General features: G+C 59.4%; 16 protein-coding genes. 6 read left to right on the top strand and 10 right to left on the bottom strand.

What is annotated here, in order from left to right:
- Nucleotides 1-296: 296 nt before the first annotated feature.
- From L901_RS02230 to L901_RS02205, 6 genes are read right to left on the bottom strand one after another with little or no spacing between them, the layout of a single operon-like run.
- Nucleotides 297-1,505, bottom strand: a complete 1,209-nt coding sequence (locus tag L901_RS02230; RefSeq protein WP_059752952.1) for an aspartate transaminase — start codon at nt 1,503-1,505, stop codon at nt 297-299.
- A gap of 36 nt (nt 1,506-1,541) precedes the next feature.
- Complete coding sequence (locus tag L901_RS02225) at nt 1,542-2,285, bottom strand: ABC transporter ATP-binding protein (protein ID WP_059752949.1); 744 nt, start codon at nt 2,283-2,285, stop codon at nt 1,542-1,544.
- Nucleotides 2,275-3,048 (bottom strand): ABC transporter ATP-binding protein, encoded by a 774-nt coding sequence (locus L901_RS02220; RefSeq protein ID WP_059752946.1) that lies wholly within the window; start codon nt 3,046-3,048, stop codon nt 2,275-2,277. The genes L901_RS02225 and L901_RS02220 overlap by 11 nt, the downstream gene beginning before the upstream one ends.
- Nucleotides 3,045-4,031, bottom strand: a complete 987-nt coding sequence (locus L901_RS02215) for a branched-chain amino acid ABC transporter permease (protein ID WP_059752942.1) — start codon at nt 4,029-4,031, stop codon at nt 3,045-3,047. The genes L901_RS02220 and L901_RS02215 overlap by 4 nt, the downstream gene beginning before the upstream one ends.
- 43 nt (nt 4,032-4,074) lie before the next feature.
- Nucleotides 4,075-4,947 carry a branched-chain amino acid ABC transporter permease gene (locus tag L901_RS02210; protein ID WP_035217353.1) on the bottom strand — a complete coding sequence of 291 codons (873 nt, stop codon included), beginning with the start codon at nt 4,945-4,947 and terminating at the stop codon, nt 4,075-4,077.
- A gap of 21 nt (nt 4,948-4,968) precedes the next feature.
- Nucleotides 4,969-6,159 carry an ABC transporter substrate-binding protein gene (locus L901_RS02205; RefSeq protein ID WP_059752939.1) on the bottom strand — a complete coding sequence of 397 codons (1,191 nt, stop codon included), beginning with the start codon at nt 6,157-6,159 and terminating at the stop codon, nt 4,969-4,971.
- Between the two features lie 298 nt (nt 6,160-6,457).
- Here L901_RS02205 and L901_RS02200 point away from each other — a divergent pair, with 298 nt between their 5' ends.
- Nucleotides 6,458-6,598 carry a DUF1127 domain-containing protein gene (locus tag L901_RS02200; protein ID WP_080853169.1) on the top strand — a complete coding sequence of 47 codons (141 nt, stop codon included), beginning with the start codon at nt 6,458-6,460 and terminating at the stop codon, nt 6,596-6,598.
- Nucleotides 6,599-6,746: 148 nt separating this feature from the next.
- On the top strand, nt 6,747-7,184 hold the full coding sequence (locus tag L901_RS02195) for a GNAT family N-acetyltransferase (RefSeq protein WP_059752935.1): 438 nt from the start codon (nt 6,747-6,749) through the stop codon (nt 7,182-7,184).
- 42 nt (nt 7,185-7,226) lie between these two features.
- On the opposite strand, the gene L901_RS02190 is transcribed toward L901_RS02195, so the two are convergent.
- Nucleotides 7,227-7,877: a glutathione S-transferase family protein gene (locus L901_RS02190; protein WP_059752932.1), complete on the bottom strand. Its 651-nt coding sequence runs from the start codon at nt 7,875-7,877 to the stop codon at nt 7,227-7,229.
- Nucleotides 7,878-7,982: 105 nt separating this feature from the next.
- Complete coding sequence (locus tag L901_RS02185; protein ID WP_059752929.1) at nt 7,983-9,194, bottom strand: MFS transporter; 1,212 nt, start codon at nt 9,192-9,194, stop codon at nt 7,983-7,985.
- A gap of 245 nt (nt 9,195-9,439) precedes the next feature.
- Between L901_RS02185 and L901_RS02180 the strand changes: the two genes are divergently transcribed.
- Nucleotides 9,440-10,096 carry a peroxiredoxin gene (locus L901_RS02180; RefSeq protein WP_035217366.1) on the top strand — a complete coding sequence of 219 codons (657 nt, stop codon included), beginning with the start codon at nt 9,440-9,442 and terminating at the stop codon, nt 10,094-10,096.
- Nucleotides 10,097-10,162: 66 nt separating this feature from the next.
- Here the strand turns inward: L901_RS02180 and L901_RS02175 are convergent, their stop codons facing one another.
- Nucleotides 10,163-10,966: a hypothetical protein gene (locus tag L901_RS02175; protein WP_059752927.1), complete on the bottom strand. Its 804-nt coding sequence runs from the start codon at nt 10,964-10,966 to the stop codon at nt 10,163-10,165.
- Between the two features lie 31 nt (nt 10,967-10,997).
- The gene (locus L901_RS02170; RefSeq protein WP_059752924.1) at nt 10,998-11,450 is read right to left on the bottom strand and encodes a DUF5680 domain-containing protein; all 453 of its coding nucleotides are present in this window, start codon (nt 11,448-11,450) and stop codon (nt 10,998-11,000) included.
- Nucleotides 11,451-11,616: 166 nt separating this feature from the next.
- Here L901_RS02170 and L901_RS02165 point away from each other — a divergent pair, with 166 nt between their 5' ends.
- The 3 genes from L901_RS02165 to fghA are packed head-to-tail and all read left to right on the top strand — an operon-like array spanning nt 11,617 to nt 13,619.
- Nucleotides 11,617-12,072, top strand: coding sequence for a YaiI/YqxD family protein (locus tag L901_RS02165; protein WP_059752921.1), 456 nt, complete (start codon nt 11,617-11,619; stop codon nt 12,070-12,072).
- A gap of 25 nt (nt 12,073-12,097) precedes the next feature.
- Nucleotides 12,098-12,757, top strand: a complete 660-nt coding sequence (locus tag L901_RS02160; protein WP_059752918.1) for a DUF1345 domain-containing protein — start codon at nt 12,098-12,100, stop codon at nt 12,755-12,757.
- Nucleotides 12,758-12,785: 28 nt separating this feature from the next.
- Complete coding sequence (gene fghA, locus L901_RS02155) at nt 12,786-13,619, top strand: S-formylglutathione hydrolase (protein ID WP_059752915.1); 834 nt, start codon at nt 12,786-12,788, stop codon at nt 13,617-13,619.
- The last annotated feature ends 27 nt before the right edge of the window (nt 13,620-13,646 follow it).

Raw genomic sequence — 13,646 nt, 5'->3', positions numbered from 1 at the left:
AAATCCTAGCGCATCGATGCGGAAACAGGAATGGGTTTCTGCGAGGACGGCGCGTAATTTCAATGGGATAGGTGTTTTTCGGTATATGTGCACGACGCAACTGTGCGCGTACATCCCCACCTCCGTCATTCCGGCCTTGAGCCGGAATCCAGTCGACACGCGTCGGCGCGGCGGGACAAGTCTTTTCAGCCCAAGGACTTGGGCTGGCTGGATTCCGGCTCAAGGCCGGAATGACGGGAGGTGAAAAGCTGCACAAACCGTTGTAAAGGCGAGCCTGTTTACGGGTCCGATTTGCCCTACCTTAGCGCAGCCACCGCACGCTCGATGCGGTCGCATGCATCCTCCAGCACTTCCATGGAGGTGGCGAAGGAGATGCGGAAATAGGGCGAAAGCCCGTAGGCCGCGCCCTGGAGAGCCGCCACGCCGACGCTGTCGAGGAGATAGAGGACGAAATCGAGATCGTTTTCGATCACCTTGCCATCCGCCGTCGTCCTGCCGATCACACCGGCGCAGCTCGGATAGAGGTAGAAGGCCCCATCCGGAACCATGCAGGAGAGGCCGGGGATCGCGTTCAGGCGCGCACAGGCGTAGTCGCGCCGCTGTTTATAGACCGCAACGCTTTCCGTCACGAATGTCTGGTCGCCGGAAAGCGCATGGGCGGCGGCGGCCTGGCTGACCGAGGACGGGCAGGATGACATTTGCGATTGCAACTTGTTGATGGCGGCGACGAGTGCTGCCGGCCCTGCCCCATAACCGATCCGCCATCCTGTCATGGCATAGGATTTGGAAACGCCGTTGGTCAGAAGCACACGGTCCTTCAGTTCAGGAACGACGGAAACGAGGGTTTTCATCGGCTCATCCCTGAACCAGACCTGATCGTAAATATCGTCGGAAAGGATCATGACATGCGGATGGCGCAGCAATACGTCGCCTAGCGCTCTCAGTTCCGCTTCGCTATAGGCAGCACCCGTCGGGTTCGAGGGGGCGTTGAGGATCAGCCACAGCGTCTTCGGGGTGATCGCCGCTTCCAGCGCTTCGGCCGTCAGTTTGAACCCCGTTTCCTCCGGGCATGCGACGATGACGGGCGTGCCGTCATTGGCAATGACCATATCGGGATAAGACACCCAGTAGGGAGCCGGAATAATGACCTCCGCACCGTTTTCCACGCTTGCCATCAGCGCCAGAAACAGGATCTGCTTGGCGCCGCCGCCAACGCAGATTTCGCTATCGCCATAGGTGATGCCGAGACGTCTCTGGAAGTCGCCGATGATCGCCTTGCGCAGCGCCGGTGTGCCGTTGACAGCGGTATATTTGGTCTCGCCGCGGTCGATGGCGGCATGCGCCGCCGCCTTGACGGCTTCCGGCGTATCGAAATCCGGCTCGCCCACAGTCAGGTCGGCGATATCGCGGCCGGCGGCCTTCAATTCGCGGGCGCGGGCCGCCGCCGCTGTGCTTGGCGAAACCTTAATTTTCGACACGCGTGATGCTGGCACGAAAGTGCTCATGGTCTTTCCTCGTCTCAATCTAAAGCTTTGGACCAGTCAGTGCGCGGCTTCGAGTTCGCCGCGCATCTTTCCGGTCAGGAACAATTCGCCAAGTTCGTCATGGGTGATCTCCGCCGGCGTGCCGTCCCAGATCACCTTGCCGAGACGGAGAATGACGGCGCGCTCGGCCACCTCCATGGCCTTTTTGGTGTTCTGCTCAACAAGCAGGATGGTCATGCCATTTGCATGCAGCCGCAGGAGTTCATCGAAGACGATACCGATTGCGGCCGGCGACAGGCCGACCGAGGGCTCATCCACCAGCAGCACCTTCGGCCGCTGCAGAACCGCCATCGCCACTTCGAGCAATTGCTGCTCGCCGCCCGACATATTGCCCGCGAGCGTCGAGCGCCGTGTCTTCAGGATCGGGAAAAGGTCGTAGACATAATCCCGGTCCGCCTTCACCTTCGCATCGCGAATGGTATAGGCGGCCATTTGCAGGTTTTCATCGACGGTCATGACCGGGAAATTGCAACGGCCCTGCGGCACGAAGGATATCCCCTCCCCCAGAATGGCGCGCGACGACAATCCGGCGATATTCCTGCCGCGCCAGTCGATGCCGCCTTCCTTGATGGTCGTCATGCCGTAAAGCGTCTTGAGCAGGGTGGATTTGCCCGCCCCGTTCGGCCCCATGAGAGCCACGAATTGCCCGGCCGGCACATCCAGATCGACGCCGTTCAGGATATCGAGATTGCCGTAACCCGCGCGCAGGCCCTGGATGGAAAGATTGCTGTCAGCCGCCAAGATAGGCCTCCCTCACACGCTGGTCCTGAATGATGTCATGCGGCAGGCCCTCGACCAGTTTCGTTCCCTGATCGAGCACGACCACACGCTGGCAGATGCTGGTGACGACATCGATATTATGTTCGATAACGAGGAAGCTCACGCCAAGAGACTTGTTCGCATATTGGATCGTCTCCACCACGCGCTCGATGATCTTCGGATTGATGCCCGCCATCGGCTCGTCGAGCAGAATAAGCTTCGGTTCCGGCATCAGCATGGAAGCGAACTGGATGAGTTTCTGCTGGCCGCCGGAGAGATTGCCGGCGGGCTGGTGGCGAACGTCCCACAGTCCCGCCATCTTGATCAGCTCGCGCGCCCGCTCTCTCAACCCGGCCACGCGGCGGCGCGACATGCCGCCAAGGCCGAATGTCGACAGGAGCGAGGGAAATGTGAACATCTGGCCGGCGATGATGAGGTTCTCCTCCACATCGAGCGCCTTGAAGGTCACTGTCTTCTGGAACGAGCGCAGCATGCGGCCTTCGCGGGCGATGCGGTTGAGCGACCAGCCGGTGATATCCTGCCCGTCCAGTATCACCTTGCCGGTATCCGGCCGGGCAAGCCCGGTGCTGCAATCGAAGAAGGTGGACTTTCCGGAGCCATTAGGCCCGATCAGTCCGGCGATCTCGCCGCGATCGATATGCATGCTGACATCGTTGACCGCCTTCACCGCGCCATAGGACTTGCTGAGGTTCTTTATCTCAAGGATGGGAAGATGAGCTGTCATTTCGAACCTCCGATCGCGTTCCAGAAGCGATTGATCAGGGGCGCAAAGCCTTTTTTGAACCAGAAGACGAGAACGAGAAGGCAGAAACCATAGGCGATCATCCGCACTTCAGGAGCGACGCGCAGCGCCTCCGTCAGTCCGACGAAGAGCAGGCTGCCGAACACGGTTCCCGAAATCATGCCAGCACCACCGCCAAGAACGATGATCAGCATCGTCGTGGAATAATACATCTGGAAGGTCAGCGGGCTGACCACCGTGAGGTAATGGGCATAGAGGCTGCCCCCTACCCCGGCAAAGACGGCGCTCAGCATGAAAACGATCAGCTTGTAACGCCAGGTCGGAACACCGAGGGATTCCGCCAGCGTTTCGTTTTCGCGAATGGCCACCATGTTGCGGCCCGCCGGCGAGCGGACGATTGCCCATGCGGCAAGCGTTCCCAGAACGCAGATGGCCAGAGCCAGATAATAGAAACTGGTGGTTCCACTGACCGTGAAGGAGAGCGGGCCAAGCTCGAAATAGGGCTTCGGTATACCGGAAAGGCCCATGTCGCCGCGGGTCAGCGAAATCCAGTTCTTGGCGATTGCCTGGCCGATGATGACGAAACCGAGCGTACACATGACGAAGGATGTCGAGCGAAGACGCAAAGCCGGAATGCCGAGCGGCAGGGCAAGCGCGCCGGCGACGAAGCCGGCGGCAATGAGGTTCACATAGAATGGCGTTTCATAGTGTACCGCCAGCAGACCGGCTGTATAGGCGCCAATGCCGAAGAAAGCCGCCTGCGCCAGCGACAGCAGGCCGGTATAGCCGACAAGCAGGTTGAGCCCGTGCGCCGGCAGCATGAAGATGAGCGCGATAATGAGCGAGTGGGTAACGTAACGCGTGCCGATGAAGGGCGCGGCAAGTGCTACGACGATCAGGACGGCGGCGAGCGGAATGCGCAGATCGCGGCGGCGTGCCTGGGGAACGGTGTCTGTGAGAGACATGTCTAGTCCTCAAAATTCGAGTAAATTCCGGCGGGCGCGGCTTCTAAAAGCGCGCCTGCGTCGAAAACAGGCCGTGCGGACGCCACATCAACATCAGGATCAGCGTTGCGAAGCCCACCGTGTCGCGGAATTGCAGCCCGACATAGGTGGCGACGAGGCTTTCGGCGATGCCGAGGATCATGGCCGCGAAGAAGGTTCCCCGCACGTTGCCGAGGCCGCCCATGATGATGATCGGCAGGGTCTTGAAGGTGATGAGTTCCCCCATGCCGCCATAGACGCTGACATTGACCGGCGCGGTGAGCACACCCGAAAGTGCGGCGAGCGCGGCGCCGAGGATGAAGGTGCGCAATACGACCTGCGAGACATCGATGCCGACCACGCCGCAGCATTCGACATTTTGTGAGACCGCCCGCATCGCCATACCGAGACGGCTATAGGTCACCATCAGCTCCAGACCGACGAAGACGATCAGACACACGACCAGAATGAGCACGCGCTGCTGCGCCAGCGTGAAGCCGAGGATGGAAATCGGCTCGATATAACCGCCGGCGAAAAACTTGTAGCCGCCGCCGAAGACGAAAATGATCGTGTTTTGCAGGATCAGCGCGATGCCGAGGGTGGCGAGAACGCCGGACTCGGCCGGCGCCCCCACCATTCTGCGCATCACGAGCTGGCCGACCACATAGGCCACGACCACGGTGGAAAGAACGCCGACGACGATCGAAGCCTCATAGGAAAGGCCGAGATAGTCGATGGCGAACCACGCCCCGAAGGTTCCGAGCATGTAATATTCGCCATGAGCGAAGTTGATGGCTCTCAGCACCCCGAAAATCATGGTCATGCCGACGGCGACGATCGCGTAGACGGAACCGGTGACGATCCCGTTTACGACTTGCTCGAGAATTGTCGAGAACATGGCTGTACCCCTCCCGGTCTGTCAGTTCGCAGGGTACTGGATTTCCGCCGTATAAGCGCCCTTGATGCTGGGCTTGCCGTTCTCGATCTGGAGAAGGATCATCGGAAGGCGCGCCTGATTGTGATCGTCGAAGGTCACTTCGCCGACCGGGCTCTTGTACTTGATCTTGGAGAGCGCCTCGCGGACGGCGTTGCGATCAGCGCTTCCGGCTTGCCTGATCGCCTGGGCGAGCAGGTTGACGGTATCCCAATGCACATAGGCATGGTTGTTCGGCGCTTCCTTGTAGGTGGCGGTGAATTTCTCGACGAAGGCCTTGCTGGCCGGACTATCGAACTGCGGCAGCCAGGCGGCGGCTTCCACGGCGCCTTCCATGGCCTTCGGTGCGGATTTGATCGTCTTTTCGGTGTTGAATTCACCATTGCCGATCAGTGTAACCTTGCCGGCAAGTCCGAGTTCCAGCATCTGACGGGCGACAATCGGCGTCGTGTCGGCGAGACCGTACATGATGATCGCCTGCGCGCCGTTATCGCGGATCTTCGCCAGCACGCTGCGGAAGTCGACCTCGCCTTCCTTGTAGTAATCCTCGCTGAGAATTTCTCCCTTGAAGTCGGGCAGATATTTCTTGGTGAAGGTGATGGCGGAACGGCCGTAGTCGCTATCGACCGACAGCACCGCGAACTTGGTGAAACCACGCTGTTCGGCGGCGTATTTCGCCACGACGAAGGCCCGGTTCTCATCCGTCGGATAATTGCGGAACGTCCATTTGAAACCGCCGACGCCCGCCTGATAGGTGATCTTCGGGTTGGAGGACGCGGCGTTCAGTAGCAGAACCTCGGCATCCTCTGCGACAGGCTGCATGGCGAGCGTCACGGAGCTGGAGACATCGCCGATGACGAAATCCACCTCGTCCTGATCGATCAGGCGGCGGGTGGCCGAAACACCTTCGACCGGCGTGCCCTGGCTGTCGGCGTTGAAGAGTTCGATCTGCTGGCCGTTGATGCCGCCAGCCGCGTTGATGTCCTTTACCGCGAGTTCCGCGCCATGCATGGAGAAAGCGCCGTAGCGCGCATTCGGGCCGCTCATCGGCGCGACGAGGCCGAGCCTTATCGTGTCGGCCGCATAAGCTGCGGCGGAGAGCGCCGGCGACAGGCTCAGGATCGGAGCGACCGCTGCGGAAACCAGTAGAAGTCTGCGAGTAATACCGTTTTTCATGTTCCCACTCCTTTTCGGATTTATCTGTTCCGGCTTTGGCCGGGCGAGCTTTTGCCGCTTTTGCGGTTCTTGTCGATTAACGTCATGCTAATCTTTCAGGCAGAGTAGGTTCATCGCCGGATATTTTGCCAACACAAGTCCTTTCTGCCGCTATAGCGTTTCCTTATGCCGGCAGTCGTTTCCCCCTATCCAGACGTCGGGTTTCGATTTTTGCATGTCTTCCATGCAGGCAAATGCCTGTATTTTTCGCGCCAGAATGGGCATATTTTATGCAATCTCATCACTGGAAACCATGAAAATGAAACTTCACGAAACCGTTCGAAACTATTTCCGCAACCGTCGCGCCGTGGCCGAACTGAGCGCGCTCGATGACAGAAGCCTTTCCGACATCGGCGTCAGCCGCTCGCATATCCGTTCCGCCGTGGAAGGCCGCCGCTAACAGGCAGAAACGGTCGCCTTCATGGGCGCCCGCGCGCAGCACGATCTTCAGGCGCTGAAAATTGCGCCTCAGAATCGGTAAAGCTCCTGTAGAACTCTCCTCCACATATTGGGCGGCGCTTTCAGAGCGCGGCCAAGAGGAGAGTCGAATGAACCAACCCGATTATTCCCCCGAATATTCCATCGTCGCGAAAACCCCGTCTGTCGAGGACTATCTGCGCCTTCGCGCCGTGGCCGGGCTAAGCCCCTTCTCACGGGAGGCGGCGGAGAAGGGTTTGCAGGGCACGGTCTTCTCCGTGCTGGTTCTGCATGCAGGTTCGGCCATTGGCATGGGCCGGCTGATCGGTGATGGCGGCTGCTTTTTTCAGGTCGTGGATATTGCCGTCGATCCCGCCCATCAGGGCCGGGGCTTGGGCAAGGCGGTCATGGATGCGCTCATGAGCCATGTGAAGAGCGAGCTTCCCGCTTCGGCCTATGTCAGCCTGATCGCCGATGTGCCGGCAAACAGGCTATACGAAAAATTCGGCTTCAAGGAGACCGCGCCGAGGTCGCTCGGAATGGCCTATCGCGTCAGCACCTCGGCTTGATCGCAGGCAGTCCGCAGCGAGGGTCTCTCCGGTCGATGCGGTTCAGCCGTTCGATGCAGCTTTGAAAATCGCCAACTGATCGGCAAAGGCGCGTTTATAGGCGGGACGCGCCTCGCCCCGGGCGACATAGGCCGCGAGATTTGCGTATTCATCGAGAATGCCAGAACTCTTTATCCGTTGCAGCACCGATATCATCAACAGATCGCCGGCGCTGAATGCGCCGTCAAGCCAATCGGCCTTCCCCAGTCGGTGGGATAATTCGCCGAGCCGCTTGCGAATACGTTCATCGACGATCTGCAGGCGCTCGCCGTGCCAGCTTTTGTCCCTTTCGAGAAAACCGGTGACAAAATGCTCGACAATGGGTGGTTCCATGGTGCTGAGCGCGGCGAACATCCACATGATCGCGCGCGACCGCGCATCCGCATCCTCTGGCAACAGGCCGGCATGGCGTTCGGCTATATGGAATATGATCGCACCGGATTCGAACAGGACGAGATCACCCTCCTCATAGGTCGGGATTTGCCCGAAGGGTTGAAGCGCCAGATGCGCCGGTTCCCGCATCGCCTTGAAGGAAAGAAGGCGGACGTCATAGGGCTGGCCCACTTCTTCGAGTGCCCAGCGGACGCGCATGTCGCGGGCGAGACCCTTGCCGCCATCGGGCGAACGTTCAAAAGCGGTAATGGTGATTGTCATTGCTGTTCTCCATCACTCCCCACCCCGGAATGCTGTCGCCTGACGTTACGTCACACTATGCGCTGGGATGAGCGAAAACAACGTCGTCGTGTTTTCGGCACAGGCTCAGGCGGCGGCGCGCTTTCGACGGGACACCCAGATCAACACCGGTAATGCGGTAAAAGACAGTGCTGCGCCCGCCAGGAAGGTGCCGAAGGAACCATGGAGGTCCCACAGCAAGCCGGCGATGACGTTGCCGACCAGCACCGCCAGACCCGTCATCAGATTGAAGACGCCGAAGGCCGTTCCCTTGAGATGTGGCGGCGCCGTTTCCGCAATCAGGGCTGCGAGCAGACCCTGCGACAGGCCCATATGCAGGCCCCACAGAAGAATGCCGAACAGGAACAACGGAATGGAATTGGCAAAAGCGAGCGTCAGATAAGAGGCCACCAGCACGGCCACGCTCGCCGCGATAATCCCTGAGCGGCCGATCCTGTCCGAAAGCCGGCCGGCGGGATAGGCTGTCAGGCCGTAGACGGCATGCATGATGACCATCGTGATCGGTATCCAAGCCGGCCGGAAGCCTGCCTCTTCGGATTTCAGCAACAGGAATGCTTCACTGAAACGAGCGAAGGTCAGGAGCGACGCCGCGATGATGACGATCCAAACCGCCCGATTGAGTTTCGCAAAATCGGCGAGCCGGAATGGCTTTTCGGCTTTCGGTCTTGCGGGCGCATCCGGTTCCTTCACACCGGCGACGAGGATGAACACCGCAAGGAAAGCGGGAATGACCGCGATCCAGAAAATGGCGAGCACATTTTCGCTGAGCGCGAACATCAGCCCGATGGCCGCCAGAGGGCCGATGAAGCCGCCCACCGTATCGAGCGACTTTCTGAGCCCGAACGCGGCGCCACGAATTTCAGGCGGCGTCACATCGGCAATAAGGGCGTCGCGCGGCGTTCCGCGAATGCCCTTGCCGACCCGGTCCACCGCCTTGGCGGCGACGATCCAGCCAAGCGAGGTGGCGAAGGGAAAAGCGAGTTTCGAGATTGCGCCGAGACCGTATCCAAGCACGGCGAGCATTTTCCGCCGCCTCGTCCAGTCCGCGATAATCCCGGAAAACAGCTTGGTTGTGGTGGCGATGGCAACCGACATGCCCTCGATGAAACCGACAGTGACCGCGGAAGCGCCGAGACCGGAAACGAGATAATAGGGCAGCAGCGTCTGTACCATTTCCGAAGAAATATCCATCAGAAGGCTAACGATGCCGAGCACCCAGACCGTCGCTGGAATGCGCGCCCGAACCGTTGCGGAAACAGGCGCAGAAGAAGTCGTCATGATGGCCCCCCGATCGTCTCTGGAATAATCATGTCCTCCTGAAACAATCAACCGGGCGGACAACGTGCAACCGCGACAAACAGGGAAAAGCGGGGCCATCAAATCTCTGTGGGGCTGAAGCAAATACCGCCCAAGCCCGATGAAAGGGCTGGCCATTTCACGCAAAAACTCTAAGCTCCAGCGCCGGACACGGATTGCCGAGAACCATCAGTTTTCAGTTCAAATCATTAGGGAGAAAACATCAGATGAGCCTGCGTATCAACGATATAGCACCCGACTTCACCGCCGAGACCACCCATGGTCCGGTGAGCTTCCATGACTGGATCGGCGACGGCTGGGCGGTCCTGTTTTCGCATCCGAAGAACTTCACCCCCGTCTGCACGACGGAACTCGGCGCGATGGGCGGCCTGCAGCCGGAATTCGAAAAGCGTGGCGTCAAGATCATCGGTATTTCGGTCGATCCGGTCGAAAGCCATGAAAAATGGAAGAACGATATTCGCACCGCGACCGGTTTCAACGTCGATTATCCGCTGATCGGCGACAAGGACCTGAAGGTCGCCAAGCTTTACGACATGCTGCCCGCTGGCGCTGGCGACAGTTCCGAAGGCCGCACGCCTGCCGACAACGCCACCGTGCGCTCCGTCTTCGTCATCGGTCCAGACAAGAAGATCAAGCTGGTCCTCACCTACCCCATGACCACCGGCCGCAACTTCGAGGAAATTCTTCGCGCGATCGATTCCATTCAGCTCACATCCAAACATCAGGTGGCGACCCCGGCCAACTGGAAGCAGGGCGAGGATGTCATCATCACCGCCGCCGTCTCCAACGAAGATGCGATCGCCCGTTTCGGTTCCTACGACACGGTTCTTCCCTATCTGCGCAAGACCAAACAGCCGGGCTGATTTGAAACCTGAGATGGGGCGGTGAAACATCATCGTCCCACTCGCTCCCAGGTACGACAGCTGGCTCTAGCCGGCTTCCTGCCTGACGACGCGCAGCATGGGCCGGGCATCGAGTTCGGCGGGCGTGAAACGCGCAAGAAGGTCGAAAGATGTTATGGCTTCGCCGGCAGCGAAGCGTCGCCCGTTGACGACGAGATGCCCGAGGCCGAACAGGGTGAGAAGCGCTTCCGTCGCATCTCCAGCCGGGGTCTCGAAAAGCAGATTCGTCTGGCCGAAATGTTCCAGACCCGTTGTCCAGGCCCTGATCTTTTCCCCCTCCTCCGTCACGAAGGTTCCGAAGGCCAGCATCGTTGCCATTTGCTGCGGTTGGTCCAGATGGCTGTTTGCATAGTTCAGATAGTCATCGAGATTAGCGCGGCCAACGATCATGTCGAGATAATGCAATGCAACGGCCTGCATGGGAGCGACCTGATGAATGCCGAGCAGGGTTGAGGCGATCTCGTTATGGGCGATTTCAGGATCGTCCTCATCCGCCATGATGAGGAATTTGAACTCGCACTGATGTGTCGCGCGGCTGAAATCATCATATGCCGCTTTGGCGTCAACGCAAAAGGTCTTTGACCAGTCAACCCCGGTCTCTGCGACTGCCGGATATTGGGCCGGCGCAACCGGCGCCGCTACGACCGGCTCGGGAGTGCCGACAAAGACCCTCGTCGAACCGCGCAGGCCGTCAAACACGCCCTTTTCGCTCAGCCGCTCACATTCATATCCCTCCTCGCCCCACGCTTCTGTCAGCGTCAAATCCGAGATCGTGGGTTCGCTGTCGAAATAGAGTGTCGCCTTGAAAAATTGAGTGTCGCCATTTGCCATTGCAAATCCCGTCCATGGCATTTCCTGCGCTCTATGGCTTTATGATCCCGCCATGATAGTCAAGCCGGTATGTTTCGACATGGCCCCGGTAAATGCGCTCGATGCCGGTGAAGGACTGGAACTCACCCTCATTCGTATCGACATAGACCAGATTTTCCACCGGGTGGGTGAAGCCGCCAAGGAACCGGCCCTCCCGATAGAGCGTGGAAAGCGACCGCTGAATGACACTGCCAGCCGTGGCGCCGTCGATCATGTCGGGCCGGAGGATGCGGCCGTAATAACTCATCGCCCACACCGCCGTCCCCTCATGCCAGACGACCTCCTGGCCGATGAAATCGGTTCCCCCGAAATAGCTGTCGATATAATGCCAGTCGCCGCTCTGATAGCCGAGATCGTGCGATCCCTTGCGCGTCGGCGTCGCGGATTTGTTGCCGCCGCCGACATAGGTGGCGGACTTGGCCTGCACGATGAACTCTTCCAGCATGGGAAACCTTTCGGGATAGGAACATAAAGTGAACATAAGCGATTTTTGGGGTGGTCGCAAGTGCGCCCCCTGCCCGGCATCGAACCCGCATTTCAGCAATGGTGGGCTTGGTAATCGCGGCGTTTGCGCTTAGAAGCATGGCAGGAATTATCCGAAAAGAGTGTCCATGCCGCAAAACCCGCAAATCTATGTCGATGCCGATGCCTGCCCCGTGAAGCCGGAGATTCTCAAGGTGGCGGAGCGGCATAGGCTGGAAGTGACCTTCGTTGCCAATTCCGGTCTGCGCCCGTCACGCGATCCCATGGTGAAAAACGTCATCGTATCTGCCGGTTTCGATGCGGCGGACGACTGGATCGCCGATCATGCAGCCGAAAACGACATTGTCATCACCGCCGATGTGCCGCTGGCCGGCCGCTGCGTCGCCAAGGGTGCGCTGGTGACCGGGCCGACGGGCCGCGTTTTTGACCAGTCTAATATCGGGATGGCGACAGCGATGCGCGATCTTGGCGCGCATCTGCGCGAAACCGGTGAAAGCAAAGGATATAATGCGGCTTTTTCACCGCGTGACCGCTCCGCCTTTCTGGAGACGCTTGACCGCTTTTGCCGCCGTGTCAAAAAATGACGGCGCCAACGGAAAGGTGCCGCCCATGACCCCGGCCAATATGAAAAGCAACAGCTATCGCCGCCATCAACCTTTCGTCATTGCCTTTTTGGTCGGCGCCGTGAGCCTTGGCCTGGCGCTGGTTTTTGCACCGCCGCTGGCGATCGAGATCGCGGCCGTTCTGTTCTTCCTGACCTATCTCACCCTGATTGCCTTTCGCCTGTCGGGCCTGACGGCGCAGCACCTTAAGGCTCATGCCGATAGCGACGATCTGCCTGCGGTCGCCATCATCGCCGTCACGCTGCTTGCCGTTGCCGTCGCGGTGGTATCGCTGTTTCAGGCCCTCAACCATACGGGCGAAACAGTCTGGGCGCTGCTCATCGCCTTCGCCTCGGTGATCTTCGGCTGGTTGACCATCCACACCATGACCGCCCTGCATTACGCCCATCTTTACTGGCGGCCGACCGTGGTGGACGGCAAACGCCAGCATCGCGGCGGCATGGATTTTCCTGGCACGAAGGAACCCTGCGGTTACGACTTTCTCTATTTCGCCGTGGTGATCGGCATGACGGCGCAGACGTCGGATGTGGGGATAACCACGACCGCCATGCGCAAGGTCACGCTGTTGCACTCCATTGTTTCTTTTTTCTTCAATACGGTTCTGGTGGCGGCCGCGGTCAATGCAGCCGTCTCGCTTGCGGGCTGAACCGGAAAATTTCACAAGGAATGGCTTCATGAACATTATTTCGCAAAATACGGCCTTTGGCGGCATGCAGGGCGTATTTTCGCACACATCGGAAACCCTGAAATCTGAGATGACCTTTGCGGTTTATGTGCCGCCGAAAGCGATCCATGAACCCTGCCCTGTCCTGTGGTATCTTTCCGGCCTCACCTGCACCCACGCGAATGTCATGGAAAAGGGCGAATATCGTCGCATGGCCTCCGAACTCGGGCTGATCATCGTCTGCCCGGACACCAGCCCGCGCGGCAACGACGTGCCGGACGAATTGACTAACTGGCAGATGGGCAAGGGCGCCGGATTTTATCTCGATGCCACAGAGGAGCCCTGGTCCGAGCACTACCGGATGTACAGCTATGTGACGGAAGAACTGCCTGCCCTCATCGGCCAGCATTTCCGTGCGGATATGAGCCGCCAGGGCATTTTCGGCCATTCGATGGGCGGTCATGGCGCGATGACCATTGCGCTCAAGAACCCCGGGCGTTTCAAGAGCTGCTCCGCCTTTGCGCCGATCGTGGCTCCCTCTTCGGCCGACTGGTCCGAGCCGGCGCTGGAAAAATACCTCGGTGCGGATAAGGCCGCATGGCGTCAATACGACGCCTGTGCGCTGGTCGAGGACGGTGCGCGTTTCCCCGAGTTCCTGATCGATCAGGGCAAGGCCGATAGTTTTCTCGAAAAGGGCCTGCGCCCCTGGCTGTTCGAAGAAGCGGTCAAGGGCACGGATATCGGCCTGACGTTGCGCATGCATGAGCGCTACGACCACTCCTATTATTTCATTTCTACCTTCATGGATGACCATTTGAAGTGGCATGCGGAGCGGCTGGGATAAGGACGGAGAAGCAGGTCGGCGGCGCCC

Source organism: Agrobacterium sp. D14, from assembly GCF_001526505.1.
Classification (GTDB): Bacteria; Pseudomonadota; Alphaproteobacteria; order Rhizobiales; family Rhizobiaceae; genus Agrobacterium; species Agrobacterium leguminum.
The sequence above is the reverse complement of the archived record's forward strand: the minus strand, read 5'-3'. Positions and strand labels throughout refer to the sequence as shown.

What these genes read in the sequence shown, in the direction of transcription:
- L901_RS02215 (WP_059752942.1), bottom strand. Translation starts at nt 4,031, where the DNA reads ATGTCTCTCACAGACACCGTTCCCCAGGCACGCCGCCGCGATCTGCGC.
- L901_RS02220 (WP_059752946.1), bottom strand. Translation starts at nt 3,048, where the DNA reads ATGACAGCTCATCTTCCCATCCTTGAGATAAAGAACCTCAGCAAGTCC.
- L901_RS02230 (WP_059752952.1), bottom strand. Translation starts at nt 1,505, where the DNA reads ATGAGCACTTTCGTGCCAGCATCACGCGTGTCGAAAATTAAGGTTTCG.
- L901_RS02180 (WP_035217366.1), top strand. Translation starts at nt 9,440, where the DNA reads ATGAGCCTGCGTATCAACGATATAGCACCCGACTTCACCGCCGAGACC.
- L901_RS02165 (WP_059752921.1), top strand. Translation starts at nt 11,617, where the DNA reads ATGCCGCAAAACCCGCAAATCTATGTCGATGCCGATGCCTGCCCCGTG.
- L901_RS02160 (WP_059752918.1), top strand. Translation starts at nt 12,098, where the DNA reads ATGACCCCGGCCAATATGAAAAGCAACAGCTATCGCCGCCATCAACCT.
- L901_RS02170 (WP_059752924.1), bottom strand. Translation starts at nt 11,450, where the DNA reads ATGCTGGAAGAGTTCATCGTGCAGGCCAAGTCCGCCACCTATGTCGGC.
- L901_RS02195 (WP_059752935.1), top strand. Translation starts at nt 6,747, where the DNA reads ATGAACCAACCCGATTATTCCCCCGAATATTCCATCGTCGCGAAAACC.
- L901_RS02185 (WP_059752929.1), bottom strand. Translation starts at nt 9,194, where the DNA reads ATGACGACTTCTTCTGCGCCTGTTTCCGCAACGGTTCGGGCGCGCATT.
- L901_RS02175 (WP_059752927.1), bottom strand. Translation starts at nt 10,966, where the DNA reads ATGGCAAATGGCGACACTCAATTTTTCAAGGCGACACTCTATTTCGAC.
- L901_RS02205 (WP_059752939.1), bottom strand. Translation starts at nt 6,159, where the DNA reads ATGAAAAACGGTATTACTCGCAGACTTCTACTGGTTTCCGCAGCGGTC.
- fghA (WP_059752915.1), top strand. Translation starts at nt 12,786, where the DNA reads ATGAACATTATTTCGCAAAATACGGCCTTTGGCGGCATGCAGGGCGTA.
- L901_RS02190 (WP_059752932.1), bottom strand. Translation starts at nt 7,877, where the DNA reads ATGACAATCACCATTACCGCTTTTGAACGTTCGCCCGATGGCGGCAAG.
- L901_RS02210 (WP_035217353.1), bottom strand. Translation starts at nt 4,947, where the DNA reads ATGTTCTCGACAATTCTCGAGCAAGTCGTAAACGGGATCGTCACCGGT.
- L901_RS02200 (WP_080853169.1), top strand. Translation starts at nt 6,458, where the DNA reads ATGAAACTTCACGAAACCGTTCGAAACTATTTCCGCAACCGTCGCGCC.